The organism is Caproicibacter fermentans, from assembly GCF_014303955.1.
Taxonomy (GTDB): domain Bacteria; phylum Bacillota; class Clostridia; order Oscillospirales; family Acutalibacteraceae; genus Caproicibacter; species Caproicibacter fermentans.
In genome coordinates this window covers 2628216-2654989 of sequence record NZ_CP060286.1, presented here as the reverse complement: position 1 = coordinate 2654989, position 26774 = coordinate 2628216, and the positions used below count along the sequence as shown (strand labels likewise).

23 protein-coding genes and 2 pseudogenes are annotated in these 26774 nt (G+C 56.8%); 9 read left to right on the top strand and 16 right to left on the bottom strand.

Translation table 11 applies throughout. The features are described from left to right. Nucleotides 1-78 precede the first annotated feature (78 nt). Nucleotides 79-804 carry an elongation factor P 5-aminopentanone reductase gene (ymfI, locus tag HCR03_RS13110; protein ID WP_187034599.1) on the bottom strand — a complete coding sequence of 242 codons (726 nt, stop codon included), beginning with the start codon at nt 802-804 and terminating at the stop codon, nt 79-81. 170 nt (nt 805-974) lie between these two features. On the opposite strand from ymfI, the gene HCR03_RS13105 reads away from it, so the two are divergent. Both HCR03_RS13105 and HCR03_RS13100 read left to right on the top strand, forming a co-directional pair. Continuing rightward, nucleotides 975-1481: a BclA C-terminal domain-containing protein gene (locus HCR03_RS13105; RefSeq protein ID WP_066646720.1), complete on the top strand. Its 507-nt coding sequence runs from the start codon at nt 975-977 to the stop codon at nt 1479-1481. A 447-nt stretch (nt 1482-1928) separates the two neighbouring features. Continuing rightward, complete coding sequence (locus tag HCR03_RS13100) at nt 1929-2852, top strand: exosporium glycoprotein BclB-related protein (protein ID WP_407926811.1); 924 nt, start codon at nt 1929-1931, stop codon at nt 2850-2852. A gap of 77 nt (nt 2853-2929) precedes the next feature. Here the strand turns inward: HCR03_RS13100 and HCR03_RS13095 are convergent. Beyond that, nucleotides 2930-4310, bottom strand: a pseudogene (locus HCR03_RS13095) (NCS2 family permease). 196 nt (nt 4311-4506) lie between these two features. Next, nucleotides 4507-5295 carry an IclR family transcriptional regulator gene (locus HCR03_RS13090; protein WP_228724964.1) on the bottom strand — a complete coding sequence of 263 codons (789 nt, stop codon included), beginning with the start codon at nt 5293-5295 and terminating at the stop codon, nt 4507-4509. A 261-nt stretch (nt 5296-5556) separates the two neighbouring features. On the opposite strand from HCR03_RS13090, the pseudogene HCR03_RS20335 reads away from it, so the two are divergent. From HCR03_RS20335 to HCR03_RS13070, 5 genes and pseudogenes are all read left to right on the top strand, one after another. Continuing rightward, nucleotides 5557-5679, top strand: a pseudogene (locus HCR03_RS20335) (2-keto-3-deoxygluconate permease); the annotation flags it as partial. Further along, nucleotides 5630-6541 (top strand): 2-keto-3-deoxygluconate permease, encoded by a 912-nt coding sequence (locus HCR03_RS13085; protein ID WP_330601187.1) that lies wholly within the window; start codon nt 5630-5632, stop codon nt 6539-6541. The pseudogene HCR03_RS20335 and the gene HCR03_RS13085, both read left to right, overlap by 50 nt. Nucleotides 6542-6587: 46 nt before the next feature. Then, nucleotides 6588-6872: a UxaA family hydrolase gene (locus HCR03_RS13080; protein ID WP_066646732.1), complete on the top strand. Its 285-nt coding sequence runs from the start codon at nt 6588-6590 to the stop codon at nt 6870-6872. 14 nt (nt 6873-6886) lie between these two features. Beyond that, entirely contained in the window at nt 6887-8050 is a 1164-nt protein-coding gene (locus HCR03_RS13075; protein ID WP_066646734.1) for a UxaA family hydrolase, read from the top strand. A 163-nt stretch (nt 8051-8213) separates the two neighbouring features. Next, nucleotides 8214-9107, top strand: coding sequence for a dihydrodipicolinate synthase family protein (locus tag HCR03_RS13070; protein ID WP_066646737.1), 894 nt, complete (start codon nt 8214-8216; stop codon nt 9105-9107). Between the two features lie 82 nt (nt 9108-9189). On the opposite strand, the gene HCR03_RS13065 is transcribed toward HCR03_RS13070, so the two are convergent. The 9 genes from HCR03_RS13065 to HCR03_RS13025 form a co-directional block, all read right to left on the bottom strand. Next, on the bottom strand, nt 9190-10953 hold the full coding sequence (locus tag HCR03_RS13065; RefSeq protein ID WP_066646740.1) for a phosphoenolpyruvate carboxykinase (GTP): 1764 nt from the start codon (nt 10951-10953) through the stop codon (nt 9190-9192). 173 nt (nt 10954-11126) lie between these two features. Continuing rightward, nucleotides 11127-12143, bottom strand: a complete 1017-nt coding sequence (gene tsaD / locus HCR03_RS13060; RefSeq protein ID WP_187034598.1) for a tRNA (adenosine(37)-N6)-threonylcarbamoyltransferase complex transferase subunit TsaD — start codon at nt 12141-12143, stop codon at nt 11127-11129. Beyond that, entirely contained in the window at nt 12131-12346 is a 216-nt protein-coding gene (locus HCR03_RS13055) for a hypothetical protein (protein ID WP_066646746.1), read from the bottom strand. Before HCR03_RS13055 ends, tsaD begins: the two co-directional genes overlap by 13 nt. Nucleotides 12347-12615: 269 nt before the next feature. Further along, nucleotides 12616-13059 (bottom strand): ribosomal protein S18-alanine N-acetyltransferase, encoded by a 444-nt coding sequence (gene rimI, locus HCR03_RS13050; protein ID WP_066646748.1) that lies wholly within the window; start codon nt 13057-13059, stop codon nt 12616-12618. Next, nucleotides 13047-14225 carry a glycosyltransferase 87 family protein gene (locus tag HCR03_RS13045; protein WP_083210142.1) on the bottom strand — a complete coding sequence of 393 codons (1179 nt, stop codon included), beginning with the start codon at nt 14223-14225 and terminating at the stop codon, nt 13047-13049. Before HCR03_RS13045 ends, rimI begins: the two co-directional genes overlap by 13 nt. Beyond that, nucleotides 14222-15052 carry a putative RNA methyltransferase gene (locus HCR03_RS13040; protein WP_156991056.1) on the bottom strand — a complete coding sequence of 277 codons (831 nt, stop codon included), beginning with the start codon at nt 15050-15052 and terminating at the stop codon, nt 14222-14224. Before HCR03_RS13040 ends, HCR03_RS13045 begins: the two co-directional genes overlap by 4 nt. Before the next feature lie 3 nt (nt 15053-15055). Continuing rightward, nucleotides 15056-17617 carry a DNA polymerase I gene (gene polA / locus HCR03_RS13035; RefSeq protein WP_187034596.1) on the bottom strand — a complete coding sequence of 854 codons (2562 nt, stop codon included), beginning with the start codon at nt 17615-17617 and terminating at the stop codon, nt 15056-15058. Between the two features lie 134 nt (nt 17618-17751). Then, nucleotides 17752-18030: a hypothetical protein gene (locus HCR03_RS13030; RefSeq protein ID WP_187034594.1), complete on the bottom strand. Its 279-nt coding sequence runs from the start codon at nt 18028-18030 to the stop codon at nt 17752-17754. 2214 nt (nt 18031-20244) lie between these two features. Beyond that, on the bottom strand, nt 20245-20889 hold the full coding sequence (locus HCR03_RS13025) for a hypothetical protein (RefSeq protein WP_187034592.1): 645 nt from the start codon (nt 20887-20889) through the stop codon (nt 20245-20247). A 250-nt stretch (nt 20890-21139) separates the two neighbouring features. Here HCR03_RS13025 and dusB point away from each other — a divergent pair, with 250 nt between their 5' ends. Next, nucleotides 21140-22123, top strand: a complete 984-nt coding sequence (dusB, locus tag HCR03_RS13020; protein WP_187034590.1) for a tRNA dihydrouridine synthase DusB — start codon at nt 21140-21142, stop codon at nt 22121-22123. Between the two features lie 60 nt (nt 22124-22183). On the opposite strand, the gene HCR03_RS13015 is transcribed toward dusB, so the two are convergent. Together HCR03_RS13015 and HCR03_RS13010 are read right to left on the bottom strand one after the other, a co-directional pair. Next, nucleotides 22184-23215, bottom strand: a complete 1032-nt coding sequence (locus HCR03_RS13015; RefSeq protein WP_187034588.1) for a GNAT family N-acetyltransferase — start codon at nt 23213-23215, stop codon at nt 22184-22186. A 30-nt stretch (nt 23216-23245) separates the two neighbouring features. After that, nucleotides 23246-24088 carry a DegV family protein gene (locus HCR03_RS13010; RefSeq protein ID WP_066646776.1) on the bottom strand — a complete coding sequence of 281 codons (843 nt, stop codon included), beginning with the start codon at nt 24086-24088 and terminating at the stop codon, nt 23246-23248. Nucleotides 24089-24267: 179 nt separating this feature from the next. Between HCR03_RS13010 and HCR03_RS13005 the strand changes: the two genes are divergently transcribed. Further along, the gene (locus tag HCR03_RS13005) at nt 24268-25329 is read left to right on the top strand and encodes an InlB B-repeat-containing protein (protein ID WP_187034586.1); all 1062 of its coding nucleotides are present in this window, start codon (nt 24268-24270) and stop codon (nt 25327-25329) included. A 382-nt stretch (nt 25330-25711) separates the two neighbouring features. Here HCR03_RS13005 and HCR03_RS13000 read toward each other — a convergent pair whose 3' ends face one another. Both HCR03_RS13000 and HCR03_RS12995 read right to left on the bottom strand, forming a co-directional pair. Then, the gene (locus HCR03_RS13000) at nt 25712-25975 is read right to left on the bottom strand and encodes a hypothetical protein (RefSeq protein ID WP_066646781.1); all 264 of its coding nucleotides are present in this window, start codon (nt 25973-25975) and stop codon (nt 25712-25714) included. A 75-nt stretch (nt 25976-26050) separates the two neighbouring features. Continuing rightward, entirely contained in the window at nt 26051-26737 is a 687-nt protein-coding gene (locus tag HCR03_RS12995; protein ID WP_187034584.1) for an ABC transporter ATP-binding protein, read from the bottom strand. Nucleotides 26738-26774: the final 37 nt, after the last annotated feature.

Sequence of the window (26774 nt, the reverse complement as noted above, 5' to 3'; positions counted from 1 at the left end):
CACCGTGAAGGGGGGACTGCGAAATTTTGCTGACCGAGGTCTGAGCCGGAGCAGCCGTTTTGCCATTTTCCCGGTTAGTCAGATCACCATGCCGCCGTTGACCCCCAGGACCTGCCCGGTGATGAAGCCCGCCTGTTCGGAAGCAAGAAACGACACCGCCGCGGCAATATCCTCCGGGGAGCCGATGCGGCACAGCGGGGTTTCCTCCCGCAGCTCTTCCATGGTCTGTTCGGAAAACCCCGCGTTCATTTCGGTGGCGATCACGCCCGGGGCGATGCAGTTGACCCGCACGCCGGAGGGCCCGACCTCTTTCGCGAGCGCTTTCGTCAGCCCGATGACGGCGGCTTTGGCGGCGGAATAGTGCGCCTCGCACGAAGCGCCGACCTGCCCCCACATGGAAGAAATATTGAGGATGCAGCCGCTCTTTTCCCGGATCATATCGGGAAGGGCGGCGCGGCAGCACAGAAAGACGCCGCGCACATCCACATTGAACATCTGATCCCAGTCGCCGTCCGTCAGGTCGGTGAACAGCTTCTGCTGCGCAATCCCCGCGTTATTGACCAGCAGGTCGAGCTTTCCGGCGGAGCGGAACAGCTCCGCCGCCTGGGCGGAATCGGAAATATCCGCCCGCGCCAGAACGGCGGATTCCGGGCCGCAGGCGCGCGTCAGCCTTTCCCAAAGGCTGCGCGCGCCTTTTTCATTTTTAAAATAATTTAAATATACTTTGTAACCGTCGGCGGCCAGCCGCGCGGCGACCGCTTGTCCGATTCCCCCGGAGGCCCCCGTCACCAGCGCTTTTTTCACGCGAAACTCCCCTTTCTCCCTTTTGATTCTCACTGCCGATTATACCATAACGCCGGGAAAAGCGGTACGGAAATTCGCCGAACGGCAGACAAATTCTCCTTTCCCGCATAGTATATACAGGGAACGGTCTGTAAAAGATTGTTCAGCATAAGTGAAAAGGAGGTTTTATTTTGAGCTGTTTTAGTTGCAGCGATCCATGTTCTTGCAACAGGGTTTTTCCCGCGTTTCTTCCGATTAACCGCAGCCCGTACCAGTGCCAGTGCCAGTGCTGCCAATGCGTCCCCTGTCCGCCCGTCTGTGATCCAAGGGTTCCTTCCTACGCGTTTTATTACACGACTGCTTCTCAGGCTGTAGCGGCCGGCGTGCCCGTGGTCTTCGGGACCGGCAGCTCCACTCCCGACATCGTACTGTCCGGCGGAAATCTGCTGTTTACCAGGCCGGGCGTTTATTTGATTCAATATCATATTTCCGTCACGGCGCCTCTTGCGGGCGTTACGGTAAGTCTGGCTCTCAACGGCGTACCGGTCGCAGGCTCCGCCGTTATTACCACGACGGACACCAATTACAGCGGTCAGGCAATCGTCAGTGTACCTGCCGGCGGCGTTGTTTCCCTCACCGTGAGCGGTGCATCCACGGTATCCTTTGCCAGTATCACCGCCGTGCGGATTTCCTGCTGATCCCTCTGCTCCCCAATTCCGGCTTTGCCGGATTGGGAAGCCTTTTATTCCTTATTTGGACAAATCCCGCCGTGAGTTCTTTTAAATTTTATTGGCACCAAAGAACTTTCGGCATACTATGATAAAAAAGATTGCCGGCCTACTGCCGGCGAATCCGTTTTGACAGCAGGAGGGGATTTCTTGGGTTGTAATCAAAGTTTTCCACGCCGTAACGGCCGGGATCCGGTCGGAAGCTCCAGTCCCGCTTTTGCGGCGCCCGGCGGACGCTTCTGTCCTCCGGGGCCTCCGGGCCCTCCCGGCCCTCCCGGCGCGAGGGGCCCGATGGGCTTTCAGGGCTTCACCGGTGACCCTGGACCGGCGGGTCCTCCGGGACCTCCGGGGCCTCCCGGCTTTCCGGGACCTCCCGGCTTCCCAGGACTGCCGGGCCCAACCGGGCCGACAGGTCCCATGGGTATCAGTATTATCGGACCCGTCGGGTCCACCGGGCCGACGGGTCCGACAGGGCCCACGGGCGCGGCGGGCCTGAGCGTTACCGGGCCGACCGGACCGACGGGGCCCACGGGCGCGGCGGGCCTGAGCGTTACCGGGCCGACCGGGCCGACGGGGCCCACGGGCGCGGCGGGCCTGAGCGTTACCGGGCCGACCGGACCGACGGGGCCCACGGGCGCGGCGGGCCTGAGCGTTACCGGGCCGACCGGACCGACGGGGCCCACGGGCGCGGCGGGCCTGAGCGTTACCGGGCCGACCGGACCGACGGGGCCGACGGGTGCTGCGGGCCTGAGCGTTACCGGGCCGACCGGACCGACGGGGCCAACGGGAACCGCGGGCCTGAGCGTTACCGGGCCGACCGGACCGACGGGTGCTGCGGGTGCGGGAGCCATCATTCCGTTCGCATCCGGAACTCCAACCTCGCTGACAACCGTGGCGGGAGGTCTGGTCGGAACTCTGGGACTGATCGGGTTCGGGCTGAACGCGCCGGGTGTCCTCGCTTTAGGAGTCATCGACCTGTCCGGCCTGACCAACTTTGCGTTCTCAATGCCGCGTGACGGAGTCATCAATTCCGTCGCCGCCTATTTCAGCGTGACTGCGGCACTTGCGCTTGCCGGCACGACCGTGACCATCACCGCCCAGCTTTACAGCTCGCCGACCCCAAACGACACGTTTTCACCGGTCCCCGGCGCGCTGGTGACACTTCCGCCGCTGACCGGCGTTATTTCCGTCGGCGACACCTTCAACGCCGTCACGACCGGGCTCGCCATTCCGGTCACCGCCCAAACGCGGCTGCTGATGGTCTTTTCGGCCACCGCGGCGGGCGTGTCCCTGGTCAATACGATCGCGGGCTATGCCAGCGCGGGCGTCGGCATCAGCTGACGGCGCTCTCCCGGGACGAAAAAAGGAAGCCCCTCTCCGCAAATGCGGAGAGGGGCTTCCCGCCGTTCAAATGAAACTCAGAAGTGAACGTATTCCAGAATGTAGCGGATGACAAAGAGCACCGCGATCCCGTACATGATCGGGCTGACCTCCCTTGCCTTGCCGCGCACCAGCTTGATGAAGCAATAGCTGATGCTGCCGAACGCGATGCCTTCGGAAATGCTGTACGCGAACGGCATCATCGCGATCGTCAAAAAGCAGGGAATCGCGATTTCCATGTCGTCCCAGTCGACGTCCTTCACGCCGCCGATCATCATGACGCCGACGATCAGAAGGACCGGATACGTCGCGGAGCCCGGAATAAAGCCGAGAAACGGAGCAAGGAAAATCGCGAGGATGAAGCAAATGGCGGTGGTAACGCTGGTCAGGCCGGTTTTGCCGCCCTCCGAAATACCCGCGCTGGATTCCACATAGGTGGTCACCGTGGAGGTGCCGAACACCGCGCCGACGGAGGTTGCGATCGCGTCGGCCATCAGCGCTCTCGTCGCGTTGGGCAGCTTGCCCTCAGGGGTCAGGAAGCCCGCCTTGCCGGCGGTGCCGTACAGCGTGCCGACCGTGTCGAACATGTCGACCATCGTCAGGGAAATCAGGACCGCAATCAGGGAGAAGAACGCCACACCGATGCCTTCATTGGTGTGAAGCAGCTCGGAAAAGCCGCCCGTGAATTTGCCGAAGGTCGGGGCGAGCGAGCCGCCGACCGAAAGGCCCTGCGAAATGCCGACATTGACCCCGAACCCGAACTGCATCACAGCGCCCACGACACTGGTTGCCAGAATGCTGATGAACAGGCCGCCCTTTACGCCTTGAACCACCAGGAGGACGGTGATGAAAATTCCGATTACGGCAAGCGCCGTCGTAGGATTCGTGAAATTGCCCAGCGTAATGATGGTGGATTCGCTCGGCGCGACGATTCCCGCGCCCTTAAGCGCCACGATTGCGATAAACAGCCCGATTCCGCCGCTGATGGCCTTTTTCATGGGAAGCGGTATCGCATCCACGATTTTTTTCGCGGATTCCTCCGGCGGAAAGAACAATGAAGATGACGCCGGAAATGAACACGGCGGACAGGCCCGCCTGCCAGGAATAGCCGTAAGTGCCGCAGATGGTGTAGGCAAAGAACGCGTTCAGGCCCATGCCCGGCGCCTGTGCCAGCGGGTAGTTGGACAAAAGGCCGCTTAAAAGCGTCCCGATCGCCGAGGCGACACAGGTGGCAAGCATGACCGCACCCTTGTCCATCTTGGCGTCGCCGAGAATCGCCGGGTTTACAAAAATGATGTAAGCCATCGTGAAAAATGTGGTAAGCCCCGCGATGATCTCCGTGCGGATATCCGTGTGGTTCCCCTTCAGGTTAAAAAAGTCGCCCTTGGGATGGATCGCCGACGTTGTACTGTCTGCCATTTCGATTCCTCCGTAAAATAAAAATCGCCCGACAAAATTGCCGGGTCCCGTTTCGATTACAGGTTAAGTATATCGGTTCCTCTGTGAAAACGCAATATTGCATTTACACAAAATTTTTAATTCAGAAACAGTTTATTCATACTTTTTAGTTGCAGATTCTGACACTGAATCACGACGGCTACAGGAGATCCGCCGTTTAATACTTCAGGACGAATCCCCGTTCCTCCGCAATCTGCTCGATTTCTGCCTGCGCCTTTACAAGACTTTCCCTTACCAGTCGTTCCTTTTCCGGCGTACTGCGGAATGTGAGAAACGAAACGCTGACAGCGGCGAAAACTTTACCCCCTTTACGCAGAGGAACCGCATAGCAACAGACATGATCCGTCGACTCTTCATGCTCCCATGCAATTCCGCCTTTCCGGATGGCCCGTATCTGCGCAAGCAGGTGTTGGATGTCCGTAATTGAACGGTCCGTCATGCGACAAAGCCTGTCTTTGAACAGCAGTAGGATTTCTTCGTCCTTCAGGCCACTCAGCAAAGCTTTTCCAAGTGCCGTACAGTTCGCCGGAAGCCTGGCTCCCACAGAGGAAACCAAGCGAATGGCCTGAGGGGAATCCACCTTTCCAATATAAAGAACTTTTTCTTTGTCCAGCACCGCAAGTTGGCAGGTTTCCTCACAGCTTCTCACGATCGCCTCCATGGCTTTCAGAATCAGCTCCAGTGCATCCCTGCCCGCCGTAAATGCCCTTCCCAAAGCATAGGTACCGATTCCAATCGAGTATCGGCCTGTCCCTTTGTCCAGATATACATACTTTCGGTCCGCGAGAGTATGAAGAATCGGAAACAGGCTGCTTTTCGGAGCGTTCAGGGCAGCCGAAAGCTCCGAAAGGGTACATCCTTTTTGCCCCTCAGTTGCGAGATATTCCAAAACATCCAAAACACGCGCTGTGCTCCGGTGCTGTTTCGGCATGTCGTCCAATTCCATGTATTCATCATCTTTCCGTTTAATTTTACATTTTATCATATCATAACAAACGAATATTCCCATTGCAATAATCCGCAAAAAAGTTGTTAGATTATACAAATTTATCAAAAAAGCATATAGAGATAAAACAAAAAAATGCAAAATGGCAGATTTGATCTTGACAGAAACAGCGTTTGGTGATAATTTAACAATGTTACTTGTTCTTATTTAAGAATCTAGTTCGTAAATAGGAACAAATTAAATTTGAGGAGGACTCCGCTTATGATCATGAAAGTCCTGAAAAAAATCCCCGCTGGAATGATGGTCGTCCCACTGATATTAGGCTCCATCATCAATACCTTTTTCCCCAACATCGTCAATATCGGTTCCTTCACCACGGCGGTTTTCACCAGCGCAGGCGCGGCAACCGCAATGGGCATTCAGCTTTTCTGTCTGGGAACAACCCCTTCAGATCAGGGACATCCCGCCGGTAATAAAGCGCGGAGGGATCCTGCTGCTTGCCAAATTCGTGATCGGCGCCGCAATCGGCATTTCCATTGGCAAAATTTTCGGCATGGCGGGCGTACTCGGCATGACCAGCCTTGCTATCATCAGCGCAGTGACCAATTCCAACGGCTCCCTATACCTTGCTCTGATGGAAAATTACGGTGATGCTCCCGACTGCGCCGCCATGGCCTTACTAAGTCTGAACGACGGCCCACTATTCACCCTGATCGCCCTCGGCGGCTCCGGTCTGGCCAATGTCCCCATCAAAGCACTCATCGCCACCATCGGACCCATATTAGTCGGCATGGTCCTCGGCAACATAGACAGAGATCTCAGCAAATTCCTTGCCCCCGCCGGTTCCATCATGATTCCATTCGTCGGCTTCTGTCTGGGAGCAGGGATCAACATCACAAACATGGTGAAAGGAGGCCCTCAGGGCATTGTCCTCGGCCTCGTGACCTGCCTCATCGGCGGGCCGTTCATCGTTCTCTGCGACCACTTCATAGGGCGCCGCCCCGGCTACGCCGGCTGGGCCGTCGCCACCACTGCTGGGAATGCGGTCGCCGTGCCCGCAGCCGTCGCTCTGGTAGATCCGCGGTATCAACCTTTTGTGAACTCCGCCACCGTGCAGGTCGCCGCGTCCACCGTCATCACGGCCATTCTGGTCCCATTCATCACCGACTGGTGGGTAAAGAAATACGGTTCCCCCAAATGCCCGAAACAGTCCGAAATCCGGAACATTTCACAGGCCCAGTCCTGATCCATCTTGCTCAATAATTTGACAAAATAAAGAGAGGAGCCCTTCTATGCTCAACGCAATGATTATCGATTTTAAGGATGACGTAGCCGTCGCGATCGAACCGATCAAAAAAGGCGACACTGTAACCTATGTCGTGAACAGTGAGGAAAAATCCCTCACCGCCCTGCAGGATATTATCATTTACCATAAACTGGCGGTCCGCGATATCGCCAAAGGTACGCCGATCCGAAAATACGGTGAACATATCGGTATAGCTTCCTGTGACATTAAAGCGGGCGAGCACGTGCACGTCCATAACGTTGCCAGCCATCGTGAAGACCTTGAAGTCTGAAGGAGAGATTAAGAATGAATTTTTACGGTTATAAACGCCCGGACGGGCGGATTGGCGTCCGCAATAAGGTACTAATCCTGCCGGCAAGCGTCTGCGCTTCGGATACTACCCGCATTGTTTCCCAACAGGTGGTCGGCTCCGTGACCTTCAATAACCAGAACGGCTGTTCCCAAGTCGCCCCCGATCAACAGCTCACCATGGACGTAATGGCGGGCTATGCCGCTAACCCCAATATTTTCGGAACCGTCGTGGTATCCCTGGGCTGTGAAAACTGCCAGATGGACCTAGTGGTAAACGCCATTCGGGCCCTCACAAATAAACCCTTGAAGCAGGTCATCATCCAGGAGGCCGGCGGGACGCTGAAGGCGATCGACCAGGCCGTACGTTACGCCAAGGAAATGGTCACAGAGGCCTCCATTGTTCAGAAGAAGCTCTTCCCGCTATCCGAACTAATCATAGGAACGGAATGCGGCGGCTCCGACCCGACCAGTGGTCTGGCGGCCAACCCTCTGATAGGCCAGCTCAGCGATTTGATGGTCAGTGAAGGAGGCACTTCCATTCTCAGCGAAACGACCGAGTTTATTGGTGCCGAACATATTCTTGCTCGCCGCGCCGCCACTAAGGAAGTCCACGACCGGATTTACGAAATCGTCCACCGGTATGAAAAGGCCCTAAGCCTGGTCGGTGAAGAGGTCCGTGAAGGGAATCCATCCCCCGGAAACAAAGCCGGCGGCCTTACGACTCTGGAAGAAAAGTCGCTGGGCTGCATCCACAAGGGCGGACACACGCCTGTGAACGCGGTCTATGATTACGCACAGCAGGTAGGAACAAAAGCCGGCCTGGTTATCATGGACACTCCGGGCAACGACCCTTCATCCGTAGCAGGCATGGTGGCCGGCGGCGCCCAGGTCGTGGTTTTTTCGACTGGCCGCGGCACCCCCACAGGCAACCCTATCGCGCCCGTCATTAAAATCACCGGCAACAAGCTAACCTATTCCAGTATGATTGACAACATCGACGTAGATGCCTCGCCCCTCATTTACGGCGACAAAACCGTTGAGGAACTCGGGGACAGGCTGATTACTCTGGTTTCGCAGGTCGCTAGCGGAAAGCAGACCAAGGCCGAAAGCCTGGGCTATACTGAAATGGCCATTGCGCGTGTCTGCAACTATGTATAATGATAGAATAAATACGGAAGGGAGTTTGCCCGAGCGGAATTTATAACCTATGATTTAGAACGGGTTTCCGCTCCTCGGAGTGTTCCGTATGGGCAGGCACCGCTTTTTTTCCTCAAAGAAGCCCCGTATCCCTCGTTTTTTAGATTGGAGTGATATTACCTAAATGAAAGCTCAGTTTTTAACCCCTGTTGTGACCATTTTCAAAAAGGACGGCACTCTGGACCTGGAAGGCAATAAGAAAGTCTATGACCATCTGATTCAGGGTGGCGTCAGCGGCCTTGTGATCATGGGCAGCACCGGCGAATTTTTTTCCATGACCATGGAGGCTCAGATGCAGCTGATCGACCTTGCTGCTGACTATGTGAAAGGCAGGACGCGAATTTTCATCGGCATCAGCCGCATGATAGCGGACGAGGCGATTGAACTCGCCAACTACGCCTACGGCAAAGGGCTTCGTGAGGTCATGGTTGTAAGCCCTTACTACTTCAAATTTTCGCAGGAGGCTCTGGAAGCCTTTTTCGACCTGGTCGCCAACAGCACGCCCGCCGACATCTTCCTTTACAACTTCCCCGAACGGACGGTCCACGACATTTCCCCCGACCTGGTTTTGCGCCTGGCCCGCAAGCATAAAAACATCAAGGGAGTCAAGGATACCGTCACGCAGATGAGCCACACCAGCGCAATCATTCGAACGGTAACTCCCGAGTTTCCGGATTTCGAGGTGTTCAGTGGCTACGATGACAACCTGGTGCATAACGTCATGAGCGGTGGTGCAGGCGTCATTGGCGGACTTTCAAACCTGATCCCGGAAAAATGCGCAGAATGGGTAAAGGCCGTGGAAAGAAATGACGCATTCAGGATGGCGGAGATGCAGAAATACATCGACAGGGCAATGGCACTTTACGAGGTTGCGCACCCCTTCATCCCCACTGTCAAAAGGGCCATGCGGATCGCCGGCCTGGAAATCAGCGACACCTGTTGCGCCCCCATGCTCCCGCTTAACGACGCTCAGGAACAGCAGCTGCACGATTTAATGAAGAGTCTGGGGATTCTATAGCCCCGTTACCAAACGATTAGAGGAGCACGTCCCTACAAGGGGCGGGCTCCTCTGATTTTTCTATATTGACGGCAGCTGCATCCTATGCAAGTTTTTCTTTCAGCTTTTTAAGTTCCGTTTTCAGTTCCTTCGGGAGCTTGTCGCCGAATTTCTGATAGAATTCCTCAATTCCGTCGGCTTCCTTCGTCCAGTCCGCGCTGTCGACGTTCAGAATCGTCTTGAGCGTGTCGACGGTCAGATCCAGACCGGAGAGGTTGATGTCCTCCGCCTTCGGCACAAAGCCGATCGGGGTGTCGACCGCGTCCGCCTTGTCCTCGCAGCGTTTCAGAATCCATTCGAGCACGCGCAGATTATCGCCGAAGCCCGGCCAGATGAAATGGCCCTCGTCGTCCAGCCGGAACCAGTTTACGTTGAAAATCTTCGGCGCCTTGTCGCCGAGTCTTTCGCCCATATCGATCCAGTGCTTGAAGTAATCGCCCATATGGTAGCCGCAGAACGGCAGCATGGCCATCGGGTCGCGGCGGACGACGCCCACGGCGCCGGTCGCGGCTGCGGTTGTTTCAGACGCCATGATGGAGCCTACAAACACGCCGTTGTTCCAGTCCCTGGACTGATACACCAGCGGCGTGGTGCGCGCGCGGCGGCCGCCGAAAATAATCGCGGAAATCGGAACGCCGCGCCCGTTTTCAAACTCGGGGCTGATGCACGGGCAGTTTTTCGCCGGCGCGGTAAAGCGGCTGTTCGGGTGCGCTCCCTTTTCCTTGCTGCTGGTGCCGTCCCACGGGCGGCCCTTCCAGTCCACGGCATTCTTCGGCGGATTGTGGTCCAATCCTTCCCACCAGACGGTGTTGTCGTCCAGATTATGCACAACGTTTGTAAAAATCGTGCCGGATTTTGTCGTCGCCAGGGCGTTCGGGTTCGATTTTTCGTTGGTTCCCGGCGCCACGCCGAAAAATCCGTTTTCCGGGTTGATCGCCCAGAGCCTGCCGTCCGGTCCGATGCGCATCCAGGCGATGTCGTCGCCGACCGTCCAGATTTTGTAGCCTTTTTTCCGGTAGAATTCCGGCGGGACCAGCATGGCGAGATTCGTCTTGCCGCAGGCCGACGGGAACGCCGCAGCCACATATTTGATTTCGCCCAGCGGATTCTGAATGCCGAGGATCAGCATGTGCTCCGCCATCCAGCCCTCGTTTTTGCCAAGGAAGGACGCGATGCGCAGCGCAAAGCATTTTTTCCCGAGCAAAACGTTTCCGCCGTAACCGGAATTGACGGATATAATCGTGTTGTCCTCCGGAAAATGGCAAATGTATCTTTTTTCTTCGTCGATCTCGCATTTGCAGTGCAGGCCGCGCACCCAGTCGCTGCTGTTGCCAAGGGTTTCAAGAACCTCGCTGCCGACGCGGGTCATAATGCTCATATTCAGAACAACATAAATGGAATCGGTCAGTTCAACGCCGATTTTGGCAAACGGAGAGCCCACGGGGCCCATAGAATAAGGAATCACATACATGGTGCGGCCCCGATAGCTGTTTTTTGCGATTCCGTACAGCATTTCATAGGCCTTTGACGGCTCCATCCAATGATTGGTCGGACCCGCGTCCTCCTCGCTGCGGGAGCAGATAAAGGTGCGTCCCTCCACGCGTGCCACGTCGTTTACGGCCGTGCGATGAAGATAGCAGCCGGGAAGCTTCTCTTCATTGAGCTTGATCATCTCGCCGGTTTTGCAAGCTTCGGCCCTCAACGATTCAAGCTGCTCCTGAGTCCCGTCAATCCAGATCACCCTGTCCGGACAGACCAACTCCTTCATCTTTTCCATCCATTCCAGTACCGATTGATTCTGAGTCATATGCTTCTCCTTTCGGCCCAATGGCCTAATGAATATACTGCCATTATAATACAACATTTCGTATTGTGCAATAACATCGGATTCGTTTGTTAAAAATATATCAATTTTTGAAAATTATTTTTCTTTTATGCTCTCACAGAATAATGAATAATGATGAGCCCCATCCTGCAAAATTAAACGGAGAGAGATTCCACAGAAAGCTCCGCGCGGGCGTTCAGGCCGGGTCCGGCAACGTTTCCGGCCGCATACTCATAGAAGCCCTGGGCCGCGACCATCGCGCCGTTGTCGCCGCAAAGGTCCAGCCGCGGGCAGTAAAAGGACAGGCCGCGCTCCCGGCACACCGTCTTCAGTTCCCGCCGCAGCAGCGAGTTGGCGGAGACGCCGCCCGCCGTCACCAGCTTTTTCGCACCGGTTTCCTCCGCCGCGAGCAGCGTGTTCCGCACCAGACAGTCGACCACCGCCCTGCGGTAAGACGCCGCAAGATCCGGAATCGAAACCGTTTCCCCGCGCTGCCGCGCGTTGTGCAGCTGATTAAGCACGTTGGTTTTCAGGCCGGAAAAGCTGAAATCGAACGGAGCCCCATCCACGGACGGGCGCGGGAGTTTGTATGCCTTATCATTCCCCCGCTCTGCAACTTTATCCAGCTCGACCCCGCCGGGGTACGGCATGCCCATCGCGCGCGCGGCCTTGTCGAACGCCTCGCCCGCCGCATCGTCCCTGGTCTGGCCCAGCACGCGCAGGTCCGTGTAGTTCCGGACGTCGATCAGGTGCGTGTGGCCGCCGGAAACCACCAGGCAGAGAAACGGCGGCGTAAGCTCCGGGAACGTCAGGTAATTCGCGGCGATATGCGCGCGCAGGTGGTGCACCGGTACGAGCGGCTTCCCCGTCGACAGGGCCAGCCCCTTCGCAAAGTTGACGCCGACCAGCAGCGCGCCGATCAGCCCGGGCGCGTAAGTGACGGCGATCGCATCGATTTCTTCCAGGCTTGTCCCGGCGTCGTCCAGCGCGTTATTCACAACGCCGGAAATCGCCTCGCAGTGCCTGCGGGAGGCGATCTCCGGCACAACGCCGCCGTAAAGCCGGTGTTCTTCAATCTGCGAGGCGACCGAGTTGGAGCGGATGATTCTGCCGTCTTCGACAACGGCGGCGGCGGTTTCGTCGCAGGAGCTTTCAATTCCTAGAATTCGCATGTGTCCTCCCCGGGCTCCTCTTCCCGCGTCCGGAAGCGCTTTCCGGCGCGGTGCTTCAGTCTCTTGGCGTCCGGTCCCTCAAGCGTATTGTTGTTGCCGCAGGAAACGGTGGTTCCGGCCTTGATCGGCGCAAGCAAAAAGCCGATCACGATTCCGATGAACGTGCAGGCAAGCGCCAGCAGACGGGTTTCGCGTTTTGTCATGTTGCATTCCCCCTGATTCTTAATTTTGAGCGGAATTTCATACTCGATTCTTTCTTTTTGCCCTGAAGGCAGCGTAAGGCGAGCGTTCGACCGCGCAGGCCCATACTTTCGGTCCCGTACGAAAGGTACGCGGGTCGGGAGGAGCAGCCTGACGCCGCATCCAGATTGTCGGCATCAAGAGGGCAAGAGAAAGTAAAGCAGAGGACTTGTTTTCAGCCGTGGGCGCCGTAGGCGAGTAAGGGCCGGACGGCCTGCCCCAAGAAAGCATCTTAAAAATGCAGGGTAAGAATCAGTGCGTCCTCCGCAGGGTTCCGGTAAAAGTTCTTCCTTCTCCCGGCGGGGCGAAGCCCCAGCGACTGATACAGCGCGACCGCCGCCGTGTTGGAGGGACGCACCTCCAGGCTGAAAAACTCCGCGTTCCTCTCGCGCGCCCGGCCGATCAGGCCCCGCGTCAGCGCGCGTCCGACGCCCTGACGCCGAAAAGCGGGGAAAACGGCGATGTTGTCCACATAGCATTCCCCGCGGACACAGTGCATCCCCGCGTAGCCGGCGATTTCTCCGCCGCTCTCCGCGGCCAGAAAGACGGCGGTATCGCTGGAAAGCTCGGCGGCAAGTCCTTCCCGCGTCCACGGCTCCGCAAAGCAGAGCCGTTCCAGCTCGGCAAGGCGGTCCAGGTGCCGCGGCGCCATGGGAATCAGCTTCAGTCCGTCCATCCCCGCCTCATCACCTTCCAGTCCGAGCCGTCCCGGATGCGGTAAATAATATGAATCGCGACCCAGATCAGGTTAAAGAGCATCAGAACGGAAAACAGCTTCATGCTGATAAACCGGAATCCAAACAGAAACCGGCTGTAGGCGTAGACGGAGGACATCACCGTGATGACCGGGACATAGAACTTTTCCGGAAAATAAAACGCGAACACAAGCGAGAGCAAATCCGCCGGGTACCAGTATCTCTCGTGCATAAACGGAAGAAAATACGGCAGCAGCATCACATAAAACAGCGCAAGGGAGACCAGCATTTCATCCGTGATGCGGAATTTCTGTGCGCAGAGATAGGCAAACGTGAACAGCACCAGCGCCCCTGCGGCCAGCACCGCCGCCCTGCCGACGGATTCCGGCGCGTCCGCGGGGAACCAGGTAAACAGATTCGGCAGGTTCATCGTCAGCTCGTTGTACTCCTGCGACTGCCGGAAATAGACGGTCAGTAATTCCCAGAAATTACGGCCCATCACGGCGGCGGGCAAAATGGAAATCACATACACCAGCGGCGGGATCAGCAGACAGCGCGCTTTGATTCTGCCCTTGAGGAGCAGGACGAACAGAAACGGAGCGAGAAACACGGCCTGCAGCTTGAACGCAAGCGCAATTGAAAACGCCGTGACGGCAAGGTACTGCCGATCCTCCATCAGATAGCAGATGCAGGCGAGCAGCGCGGCGGTATAGATGGAATCGCACTGCGCCCAGACCGCCGAATTCAGAATCACGCTGGGCAGGAACAGCGTGACCGCGTAGGCGATTTCCCCCCAGAATTCACCGTATTTCCGGTCGACGATGCGAAACACATAATACGCCGCCGCGACGTCCCCCGCGCAGGAAAGCGCCTTAATCAGGTGCAGGCCGGAAAACGGAAGATAGGTGAGAAGGGCAAGCAGATAGTAGTAGGCCGGCGTATAGTCGCCGAAATTGATTCCCACCGCCGAAAGGCCGCCGTTCTGGCGAAGCAGCTCAAACCATCCGGATAAAAACTGCCGGTAGTCGCTGGAGATATACCCGAAAAATCTGAGACGGACCGCCATGGCGAGGACCGTGACGGCGACCATGAAGAAGATATTCTCCGCTTTGACAAAGTTAACGAACGCCTTGCGCTTGCTCATCATTCTCCCACCTTGCGATAGAGTAAAAAATCGAATCCTATTTCCGTTCTAAGCATCTGCGTCCGGGCAAGCCGCTCGCAGCCCTCGCGCGGTGTTTTTCGGAAGTAGGGCGTCATGGCGAACAAGTCCCCGATTTCCCGCGCCCCGTTTAATGTGATATTCCCCCGCACCGGCACGCGCCGGAGGAACGCAAAACCAGGGTACTCGGTTTCCCGGTATTCGTTCTCGTACGGCTCGTCGTAAAGGATTTCTTTCAGGCCGTACAAATGCCGCTGCGACGGCACGGCGAGGATCAGGACCCCGCCGGGGCGCAGCACCCGCGCATATTCCCGCGGAACAATCGGCGCGAACACATCCGTAAGAACATCGGCGGACGCGGAAAGAGCCGGAATGCCGAAGATGCTGCCCACGGCAAACATAATTCCCCGATACTTCTTCGCGGCGGCGCGCACCGCGGATTTCGAAATATCGAGCCCGTACTGCTCCGGAGCCGCTCCCCTTTTCAGCAGATGTTCCCGCAGCCGCCCGGCATAGTATCCCTCGCCGCAGCCCGCGTCCAGAATCACGGGGCGCCCCTGCGGAAGACTGTCCTCCGCCAGACGGTTCAGGCAGTCGCTGAACGGCGCGTAATGCCCGGCTTCCAGAAACCGCCGGCGCGCCGCGACCATTTCGCGGCTGTCCCCCGGGTCGGCGGAATGCTTCCTGTTCGGCGGAAGCAGATAAACATAGCCCTCTTTCGCAAGGTCATAACTGTGCCCCTGAGGGCACCGGTATGCCGTTTCCTCCCGCCGGAGCGTAGCCCCGCAGACGGGGCAGGCAAAAATCCCCATACGCTACGCCTTCGCCTCATACCAGGTCTCCCCGGTCTTCGCTTCCGCGATCATCGGAACGGAAAGCGACACGGCGTTCTGCATTTCCTCGGTCAGCAGCGAGGCGGCACGGTCCGCCTCCTCATTGGGGGCTTCGACGATCAGTTCATCGTGCACCTGCAAAATGAGCTTCGACTTCATCTGTTCGCGTTCCAGGCGGTCCCGCACGCGGATCATCGCGATTTTGATGATGTCCGCCGCCGTGCCCTGAATCGGCATGTTCCGCGCCACGCGCTCCCCGAACGCGCGCAGATTGTGATTCGACGATTTCAGCTCGGGCAGATACCTCCGCCGCCCGAACAGCGTCTGCACGTAGCCGTCTTCCTTTGCTTTTTCCACAACGCGCTCCATGTAGGAATCCACGCCGGAAAAATTCGCGAGGTAATCCGTAATGTAACGCTTCGCCTCCGCGACGGAAACATGGATGTTTTTGGACAGCGAAAACGCGCCGATGCCGTACACGATTCCGAAATTGACGGCCTTCGCCCGGCTGCGCATCAGCGGGGTGACCAGCTCCTCCGGCATATGGAACACCTGTGCGGCCGTGCTGCGGTGAATGTCGTTGTCATTCAGAAAGGCATGGATCATATTTTCGTCGTTCGCCACATGCGCGAGCACCCGCAGCTCGATCTGCGAATAGTCCGCGTCCACCAGCACCCAGCCGGGGCGGGCGCGGAAAAAGCGGCGCATTTCGCGCCCGAGCTCCGTGCGAACGGGGATATTCTGCAGGTTCGGCTCCGTGGAGCTGATACGCCCCGTGCGCGTTTCGGTCTGGTTAAAGCTGGAATGAATCCTGCCGTCCGGCCCGATGACCTTTAAAAGGCCGTCGCAGTAGGTGGATTTCAGCTTTGCAAGCGCGCGGTAATCGAGCACCATCTCGACCGCCGGGTGGTCGTACCGCAGCTTTTCCAGCGTTTCCGCTCCGGTCGACCAGCCGGTCTTCGTCTTTTTGCCGTGCGGAAGGCCCAGCTTTTCAAACAGCGCGTCTCCAAGCTGCTTCGGCGAATTGATATTGAATTCGTACCCGACGGATTCATAAACCTGCCGCTGCAGCTCCGTGATGCGGTGCTCCAGCTTTTCGCCGAACCCGCGGATTCCGTCCTCGTCCACCGCGAAGCCGGTGTTTTCCATATCCGCAAGCACCTTCGCCAGCGGAATCTCGATGCGGTCGAGCAGCTCCGTCTGGGAATTTTCGGCGATTTTTTCCGCAAGCCGGTCCGCAAGGCCGGGCATCAGCGCGGCGGCCGTCTGCGCTTCCGTCAGTTCCCCTGCAGGTTCCGGCGCGCCGTACTCCCTCGCGAGCCGCGCCGGCTCGTACCCGGAGGCCGACGGGTTCAGCAGGTACGCGGCCAGAAGGGTGTCGAACACCGGCCCGGCCAGCCGCACGCCGTCCTTCAGCAGTCTGGAACAAAGCGGCTTGACGTTGTGGGTGTTCTTCCGGACGGATTCGTCCGAAAACAGCGCGCGCAGGGTGTCCGCGTCTTCCACGGTATGGAGTACGCCGTCCCGGTTCCAAAGCACGCGCAGCGCCCCGTCCTCCGTTTCCGCGATAAAGTCCGCCCGCCCGGCTTTTCGCGCGGCGTTCAGCAGCTCCGCCGGGTCCGTATGCTCCGCGACCGTCACGGCCTGCTCCTGACGAACCTCCTCCGGCTCCGGCACGTCCAGGCCCATTTTCTCAATCAGCGAGAAAAACTCCAGCTTCGTCATCAGCCGCGCCGCGCCCGCGCGGTCGCCGGGAACGGGAACATAGTTTTTCAGGTTTGTGTCGATCGGCGCGTCGGTTCGGATGGTTCCGAGGTGACGGCTCAAAAACGCGCTGTCCTTGCCGGCCTCCAGCTTTTTCCGCATCCCGTCCTTGATTTCCAGCTCGTCCAGATGCGCATAGATGTAATCGATATTATGGTAGGCCTGAACCAGCTGCCCCGCGCCCTTCGGCCCGATTCCGGCGACGCCCGGGATGCAGTCGGAGGTATCACCCTGAATCGCCTTGATCTCGATCATTTCCCTCGGGGTCACGCCGTAATCCTCTTTGATTTTCGCTTCGTCGTAAAGTGTGACCTGCGGCTGCCCCATTTTTGTGGAGGCAAGGCGGACCGTGACATGCGGCCCGACCAGCTGCAGGCTGTCGCGGTCCCCCGTCGCAAGGACGCACTCGTCGCCCGTTTTTTCGCATTGGTGCGCGAGGGTGCCGAGGATGTCGTCCGCCTCGAAGCCCTCGCATTCCACCAGATGATACCCGAGCAGCACCAGAAGCTCCTTTAGCGTCGGCAGCTGCTGGGCAAGCTCCTCCGGCATCCCCTTGCGGTTCGCCTTGTAGCCCGCGTATTCTTTGTGCCGAAAGGTCGGCGCGCGCAGGTCGAATGCGACCGCGACCGCATCGGGGGAAGTTTCCGCGTTCATTTTTTGCAGGATGGTCAGAAAGCCGTAGATTCCATTGGTAAACAGCCCCTCTTTCGTCGTCAGGAGCCGCACGCCGTAGAACGCCCGGTTCAGAATGCTGTTGCCGTCCAGTACCAGTAATTTCATCGCTTTTCCCCCGGATACAAGTTATGGAAGTATTATATCACGTTCCCGGGGAAAAATTAAGGGTTATTCTCAACGATGAGAAAAGAAACAAACCGCCCGGAGAAAAGGCGGTTTGTTTCTTTCCGGCTACAATTTTACTGCCACGCGACGGCCACTCCAACGCCGCGCAGGTTCCAAATGCCAATCCCGCAAATAACAATTGCTAAAATCGTGATCATGATTCCCGCCCGCGCCAGAACGGACGGAGATTCCTTTTGCGCTTTTCGCCCAAGAATGAATCCAATCAAGCCAAGGATAACGCCAAGGAAGGCTCCCAAACCCAAAAACGCGCATATGATTGCAATCACGCCGAAAACAAGGGACGCGGCTGCTTTGCCGATAGACGGATTTTTTATAGGTTTCGTTGGTTCCATCGCTGCTCCTCCTTTCGTCCTCACTCCGATTCAAAAAAGATACTTCCGACTTGCAGTCACATAGCTAAAAATCCACGCAAGGAGCAGACCGCCGTAGACGAATATCAGCATGACATAAGTGCTCTTATAATGGGACGGGTCGTGCGACCTCCATTGGACAAAAACCTGCAAAAGGCCCAGCAGGCAAGCCGCGGCCAGCAGCCAGGGGGATGTAAACAGGGAAAAGAACAACAGAGCATTGATAATTGTAAGAGAATGGTTTTTTAAGCATTTATGATTCGATTGCCCATGCCAAACTCCCTTCTTTTCATCCCCACCGCCCCCAAGGCCGACTCTCAGCAGATGATTTCGCTGTTCAAAGATTTATTTTTAGTATAGCATAAATAAAGCGCCGCGATTATCTATAGAGTATCTGCCCTTCATCGTAAAGAAAGGCCGCGTGAGTGCTGAATCACCCACGCGGCCCAGTGTCGGCGGCCCCGCCGTTTCAAAAGGACGGAGAGCCATGTTGCCTGCGGCACACTCCAAGAGGGTGAACTCGAGAAGAGCGTGCCTGATTGAAAGAACTCCTTTTCACGCGTTTTGCTTTGCACTTTCCCGCCTCTCAAAACGGAAAAGCCGCCGGTACCGGGCGGCGTGCTCCCGCCCCCGCGGAGAGAATGGCGGCACGAAATTTCCGGGTTCCGTGCCGAAAAATACGCGGGAGCGGGCGTTTCGCCCGATACAGGGCACAAAAAAGCACCGGTACGGAATTTTCATTCCATACACCGGCGCGCGTGAAAAGCAGGAATTTTTTTCGCCCCTTTTTCCCGCTCTGTACAAAACAGGGGGAATGAGGTATAATATTACCTGCAAATGCGCGGTTTTACCGCTGTGTATGGAGCCTACTCTCCGTATGCAGGGGGCGAGGTGTCTCACCACCTTGTCCCTGCTTTGCACTTTTTTATGTGCCTTACAAGAAACAGTATACCGCTTCTTTCCATAAATTTCAACTTAAATTCTTTTTTTCTTATTTTTGTCTTCACTTTTTTATTCTTTTCTTTTCATCTGTACGCTTACGAGTTAAAATGCGGCTTTCAGGCAGCGACGGCGAAGAAATTCTAATTTTTATTTGGGGCCAAGTGCCCCTTAACCCCTATTTCTTCTTGTTTTCTCTTTGTGCTTCAGGCCGCATAGGAACGCAAAGCGGTTTTCGTAGCCACGAGAAGAAATATTTTCTAAACTGGGGCAAAGTGCCCCTTAACCCTTATTTTTTCTAATTTTCTCTCTGTCCTCAGGCCGGACGGGCCCATACTTTCGGTCCCGTACGAAAGTATGCAAAGTACGGGTCGGGGGGGGACTTCAAACTCCCGTAGGGAGGGCTCCAACCGTCCCCCCCGACGCCCCCCGACACCTGTCAAAGGGAAAGGCAATGTTCTTAAAGCATTCTGCTTCTCATTGACGACGGGGGCTCCGAAGTGAAAGCCACTGCTCTTTTTTTGGCAAACTGCAATTCGTTAGCTTGCCTTGACTTAAGCCGTAGGTATTTCAAATCGCTCATCTTCGGAAAAGCTCATTATCGAGCAATCAATTTCAGGCAATGCTAGGACGTTTTTGTACTGTGCTATTTTATCTTGGGGCCAAGTGCCCCTTAACCCAAAATATTTCTATTGATTTACCTTGCACTCAGGCCGTGCGGGCCCATACTTTCGGTCCCGTACGAAAGTATGCAAAGTACGGGTCGGTGGGGACTTCAAACTCCCGTAGGGAGGGCTCCAACCGTCCCCCCCGACGCCCCCCGGCACCTGTCAAAGGGCAAAAGCAATGTTCTTAAAGCCCACTGCTTCTCATTGACGACGGGGGCTCCGAAGTGAAAGCCACTGCTTCATTTTAGGGAAACAGCAATTCGTTAGCTTGCCTTGACTCAAGCTTACGTAATATATCACTCAGCTTTGAAAAAGATTGCTTTCAAACTATCGATTCCCTGTACGCTTTCTAACTAAGCACGCAGGGAAAGAATGGGACCGTCAATGAAAAGCACTACACTGGAGAATTGGAGCGGGCTCCTTGACAGGTGCCGGGGGTGTAGGGGGGACGGTTAGGTACCTTCCTCGACGGGAAGTTGAAGTCCCCCCCTACTCAACCTTTGCCTACTTTCGTTTGAGGACGAAAGTAGGGGCCTGTCCGGCCTGAGGACAAACTGAAAATAAGAAATAATTAGGGTTAAGGCGCACCTTACGAACAAAGCATCTGGTTCAGGGTGTCCCAGGATAAATTCGGATTCTGTTTGGAATAAGATTCCAGGAAATAGGTATATCCCAGATATTTGAATTCCGAACAGAAGGAATACTTAAAATCTCTGCTTTTATATTCCCGATACTTCACGGCGATGCCTCCGATTGTCTTGGCCGCCTTGCTACCCCTTAGCTGAGCTTCAAACCCGTCGTCCGGATATCGCGCAGAGCCGACCAAACTCGGATCATTCTCCTGGAAAAAGATAGTCAGATTGATATAATCGTCTTCAACATCAAACCGCTCTCCTCCATAAAGCACCTGAGCGGAAAGTATTCTCCACGTCTTACGGTCGTTTATGCTTTTACTGTTCTCATCCGCGTATTCGAGGATGAACTCCGTATACGGTTTGGGATTTTCCTGTTTTAACACCAATTTGTCAAGCAGCAGGTCGCCGCCAAATAACTTTGCCGCTTCGTCGACCGATGTAATCGTCGTGTGCGTCTTGTACCAATTCGGATCCTCCGCACGGCTTTGAAAAGGGCCGCAGGATGAAACGAAAAAAGGTATCACAAGCGCTGCCAGAAAAGCAATCCCACGGATTTTTGTACGCTTTGTGGTGTAACGGCAAGCGTTTTGGCCATGCAAAACAGATCCCTCCCAAATATTTCATTATCTTTATTTATCTTAGAACAATAAAGAAATTATGTCAACCGAACATAATTATTCGTAATCATTTTTTAGTCATCGCGATGAAGAGAAAACAGAGTTTTCAACTTTTTCACCTCGGGCTGTTGAAAATGTTCCCTTTGCTCCGCCGCTGTACAAAGGTGAGGGCAAGCGATATAATAACCGTAGCCCTGAACAGGGACTGCTATCAGAATCAAAGGATGTTTTTATGGATACGATCAAGATCGGCACGGTCGAGCTTTCGGGCCGGGCGGTGCTGGCGCCGATGGCGGGCGCGGGCGACCGCGCGTTCCGCGAAATCTGCGCCTCGTTCGGCGCGGCGATGACGACAAGCGAAATGGTCAGTGCCAAAGCGCTTCAATTCAACGATAAAAAAACGCCGGAATTAATGGAGCTGGGTTCCGACGCCCGCCCGGGCGCGATTCAGCTGTTCGGCAGCGAGCCGGACGTGATGGCGGAGGGCGCGAAGCGTGCGATGGACTTTGCCCCCGACGCCATCGACCTCAACATGGGCTGCCCCGCCCCGAAGATCACCGGCCCCGGCGCGGGCAGCGCGCTGATGAAAGACCCCGCGCTCTGCGGCGAGATCGTCGCGGCGGTGAAAGCCGCCGTCCCCGTACCGGTCACGGTCAAAATGCGCGCGGGATGGGACGAGAAAAGCAGAAACGCCGTCGAGGTGGCAAAAATCTGCGAGCAGGCCGGGGCCGCCGCCGTGACGGTTCACGCGCGGACCCGCAGCCAGATGTACGCCCCGAACCCCGACTGGGGCGTCATCAAGGCGGTCAAAGAGGCCGTTTCCATCCCGGTCCTCGGCAACGGCGACGTGACGGGGGCTCAATCCGCCGCCCTGATGCTGGAGCAGACCGGCTGCGACGGCGTGATGGTCGGGCGCGGCGCGCTCGGCAACCCGTGGGTCTTCCGGGAAATCAACGCGTATCTGACGGAATCCTGCCGCATTCTGCCCCCGCCCGGCGTTTCTGAAAAAATGCTCGTCCTGCTGCGGCAGGCGGAGCTGATGTGCCGCTACAAGGACGAGCGCCGCGCGATGAACGAGGCGAGGAAGCACGTCGGCTGGTACCTGAAGGGCCTGCGGGGCGCCGCAGAATTCCGCCGCCGCGGGTCGCTGCTCTGCACGATGACGGAGCTGGAAGCGCTCACGAAGGACGTCATCGCCGAAAACGAAAAAGAATAAAAAGAGAGCCGGTCTTCGGGCGGGATGTTTCCCGTTTAAGACCGGCTTATTTCTTTCTATCTATCTCTCGCCCGGCGTATACCGCATGCGGTAATACATCGCCTCGCCCAGATGCGTCTTCATGAAATGGTGGTCCGCAATGACAAATCCGGCGCTTTCATAGCAGGAGACGGCGCGCCGGTTCCAGTCCTGCACGTCCAGCTCCAGCGGCATGCCGGGGTACTTCTGCCGGAAGCTGTCCAGAATCAGCTCCATGACTTGCCGCCCGCTCCCGTTTCCGCAGGACTCCGGGTTCACGCCAAGGCCGACCGTCATGCCGGATTCGGTTTCCCGGAAGCGGAAAAAGGCGTACAGCTCCCCGGCGGAATCCAGAACCGCCCAGTATTGGGATTCCCGGACTTCCGGTTTGGTAATCGCCCATCCGCCGGCGACGGCGGCGTCCCACTCCGGCATATCGTAGCGGGCGTACTCGCCCGCGTAACGCCAGGAGCAGACGGCCCTCGCCTCCTCCTCCGTCAGGCCTGGGCGGCAGAAAAGGCCGTTCGCCCGGTCCCGGCGGGTAAAATACTCTTCCCGCGTCATCAGGTAGCAGACTTCGTCCATCTTCACGCCGCGGTAATCTATGTAAGAGCCCTGAAGCGTCTTTTCGTAGCGGAATCCGCTTTTTGCAATCACGCGTTCCGACCGGGTATTGAACGGAAAATGCGCCACCGAAAGCAGCGCAAGCCCCATTTCCTCAAACGCGTACCGCTGTGCCCGTTTCACGGCCTCCGTCATCAGCCCCCGGCCCCAGCACTCCCGCGCCAGCACATAGCCGACCTCCCGGCGGGGGCCCATGCCCTCATGCGAAAGGCGGTCGGGGTGCAGCCCCAGCGAGCCGACCGCCCTTCCGTTTTCCCGCAGGACGACCGCGTTGACTTCCTCGTTGCCTACAAAGCTTTTCAGGATTTCTCGGCTTTCGTCGAGCGAGGAATGGGGTTTCCAGCCCGCGTTCGGCCCGATCTCGGGGTCCTTCGCATACGCGTAAAAATCCTCAAGGTCTTCCATGCACCAGGGCCGCAGCAAAAGCCTGCGGGTCTGCATCGGTTTCATGCGGTTCATCCCCTCTTGCGGCCGCGGCCTTTATTTTTCCAGATAGAAAATCACGAGCGTATTCGGCCCGGTGTGGGTCGTCATGGAGCAACCGGCCCGGGAAGTCATGACTTCCCGGAATTTGCCGCTGTCCTTCACGATCCCCACGATTTCATCGAACAGCTTGCGGTCCATTCCGGTGGTGGAAACAAACGCGCGCTCGCCGTCCGGATTCGGCTGCGACAGAACAAACCGGGCGTATTCCCGGCACACCTGCTGAAAATTGCCCCGGAATTTTTTACAGACGGACAAAACGCCCTGATTGTCAAGGAGCAGGCAGGGGCGCAGCTTTAAAAGATTCGCGCCGAACATCTGCAGCATGGTCGCCCGCCCTCCCCGGTAGGCAAATTCCAGCGTGTCCAGAAGAACATAGGTCCTCACGCGCTGTTTATCCTTTTCCATCTGCTCATAAATTTCTTTCGCGGAGCATCCCGCGTCGCGCATATCCGCCGCGCGCAGAACCAATAATCCCTGCGCGGAGCTTAACGTATAGGTGTTAACGACATAGACGTTGTCGAATTCTGCGGCCGCAATGCAGGCGTTCTGATAGGACGAGGAAAATTTAGAGTTCATGGCAAGGTGGACCACGCTGTCGCCGTTTTCGGCGGCTTTTCGGAACACCTCAAAGAAATCGACCGGCGGGGGCGCGGCGGTTTTTGGCAGCCGTTTGGTTCGCTCATAGTCCTTGAAAAGTTCGTCCGGCCCGATTTCAAAAACATCCTTGTAGGACGCCTCGCCGATATTGATCGAAAGTGGAACAATCGTAATCCCGCGCTGCTTGTACAAGTCGGGAAACAAATCGCAGGCGCTGTCGGCGCTGATCAAAACGGCCATGAAATAATCTCCTCCAAATGCTTGTAATTAAATGTCATTATAACACCGCGGGGCCTGTTTTTCAAACTTTTCAGAGCTGCCGGAAAAAAATGTTGTTTCTTTCTGTACGGTTCCAGTTGTATTTTAACACCCGGATATGATAATATGAAAAGAGTTTTTGTTGAGAGGATTTGCATGATATGAATCAAAGAGCAAAAAAATACATAATTGTCCTTTTTACCGTTCTTTTCAGCGCGGTTTTTTTCACTGTGACCGCGTTCGCCCAGGCCGGCATCACGCCGGAAAACGACTCTTCCACTCCGGTTTCGTCGGCTGTGAACAAATCGTCGTCTGTTTCCTCGTCTCAGGAATCCTCCTCTTCGCCGTCTTCCTCCGGCGAATCGCAGGTCACGTCTAACGCGGACGGGACCGGGAACGTGGACGTCCCTCCGCAGGAAGAAACCGTTATGGTCAAGCTGGATTACAACGACGGCAGCGCGGTCAGGGTCGTCAATGTGAAGCCCGGAACGCAGGTAAAGAATCTGGCCGTGCCAACGCGCAAAGGCTACCTGTTCGACTACTGGACCATGAACGGCGCGAAGGTTTCCTCTTCCTTCGAGATCTATTCGGAAATCTCGCTGACCGCTAAATGGGAGGCGAGCGCCGAATCCAGCCGGAAGCCCTCCAGCTACGCGAGCGTGGACACGCATCAGCGGGAAGTGGAGCAGGCGGCGTCCCGTGCGGAAGAGGCCGTCAGCGACCCCGGCGTGCTCTCTTCCGAGGACTGGAATTCCATCCTTTCGACCGGCTCGCAGGCGGCGTCCGCCGCGGGGACCGCGTCTTCCCAGGCATCATCGGCCGCCTCGCAGGGCGGTGGCGGCTCCTGGCTGTTCCCGGTGGGAATCGCGCTGATCGTTCTGTCCGCCTGCGGCATCGGGGCCTTTCTCTATCTTCAGTTTTTCAGCGGCCCGGGCCCGCGCGGCCCAAAGTCCGGCGCCGGTACGGAGGAGTTTGACGACCTGGAATTCACCGACATCAGCTCCAACAGCACCGGCCCCTATGCCGCCCCGGAAGAACCGGAGTCCGAGCCTCGGGCCCGGAGCGCCGGATCGGATTCGGACGACACAAGGCCCATTCCTCCGCAGGCGCGCCCCGAGGCCGCCCGGCGGAAGGATTACGACGCATCCCGTTCCCAAGCGCGCGCGGTCGACGGGGAAAAAAAGAATTTCGACTGGGATAAATTTTTCAACGACGATATTTAATCCTGAAAAAAACGGCCGGGGCGTTCGCCCCGGCCGTTTTGATTGGTTGTGCCCTTTAAAAACCCCGGCTATGCCGGGGTGTTCAGAAGAGCTTCAGCATTGCGCAGAAAATGCGCGTCGAACCTACCCCAAACCCTTCCCATTCCTAAATTCGAAGCGAAAGCAGGCAACCCCCTTCCGCATCGGATTGCTTTCGATTTCTGCTCCGCTTTGTGTGCGGGAGGGGGCAAGGGGTGAAAATGTTGCATGAAAATGCGCTTTGAATGAGCTGAAAAGTTCATTTCAAGGCGCTTTTTCTTGCATTTTTGGGAGTTCATTCGTACAAAAACAGGGCTTTGCCCGCATAGGAAGAACCCCCGGCTTCGCCGGGGGTAACTGTTTATTACTTCGGTTCTTTTCCTTCGCTTCCAAACAGGTTGAAACGAAACAGCTTTGACTCGTCCTCGGGATCGTCGCACATGACAAAGGCCTCGGCAATCTTGCCGCCTTCAATCAGTCTTGTCAGACCGACAAGCTGGCTGAGCTTGCTCTTCAGGTTGAGCCGGTCTCCTTCGTCAGTTACCAGGAACACTTTGCCCTTGCAGTCGTCAAGGACCTTTAAAAAAGAATTGACATCGACGTCGTGCAGTTGTACCGGAGAAGACATGAGCGAGCCTCCTTTCGCCGCCTAGAGCGGATATAAATTTTCTGATTTCCATATTATACCCGACGGCGCTGTTTGTCAATTCCGTTTTTCCTCCGAAGCGATTTTCCCGTCCTGAATGCGGACTACGCGGTCGGCCGTTTCGGCGATCCGGTCGTCGTGCGTGATCAGCACGACGGTGCGCCCCATTCGGTGCAGCGAATGCAGGATCTCCATCACCTCCCCGCCGGAGCGCGAATCCAGGTTGCCGGTCGGCTCGTCCGCGAGAAGGATCGGCGGCCTTGCCGCGATGGCGCGGGCGATGGCGACCCGCTGCTGCTGCCCGCCGCTCATCTGCGCCGGGCGGTGGTGCATTCTGCCGCCCAGCCCGACCTCGATCAGCGCCTCCTGCGCCAGCGCGCGCCGTTCCGCTCTGGGAATTCCGCGGTAAACCAGAGGAAGCTCGACGTTTTCCAGAGCGTCCTGCCCGCTGATCAGGTTGAAACTCTGAAAGATGAACCCGATGCGTCGGTTGCGAATCCGCGTCAGCTTTTTTTCGCTCAGCCCCGCGACGTTTTCGCCCTCGAGATAATATTCCCCGGAAGAGGGCGTGTCCAGGCATCCGATGATATTCATCAGGGTCGACTTTCCGCTGCCGGACCGTCCGACGATCGCGAGAAATTCGCCCCGGTTCACGCGGAGCGTGACCCCGGCGAGCGCGTACACCTCGCTGTCGCCCATCCGATAAATTTTTGTCAGATCCGTCACCGAGATTAATTGTTCCATTCTTTCACCCCCGTTTACAAATATCCGCGCAGGCTCT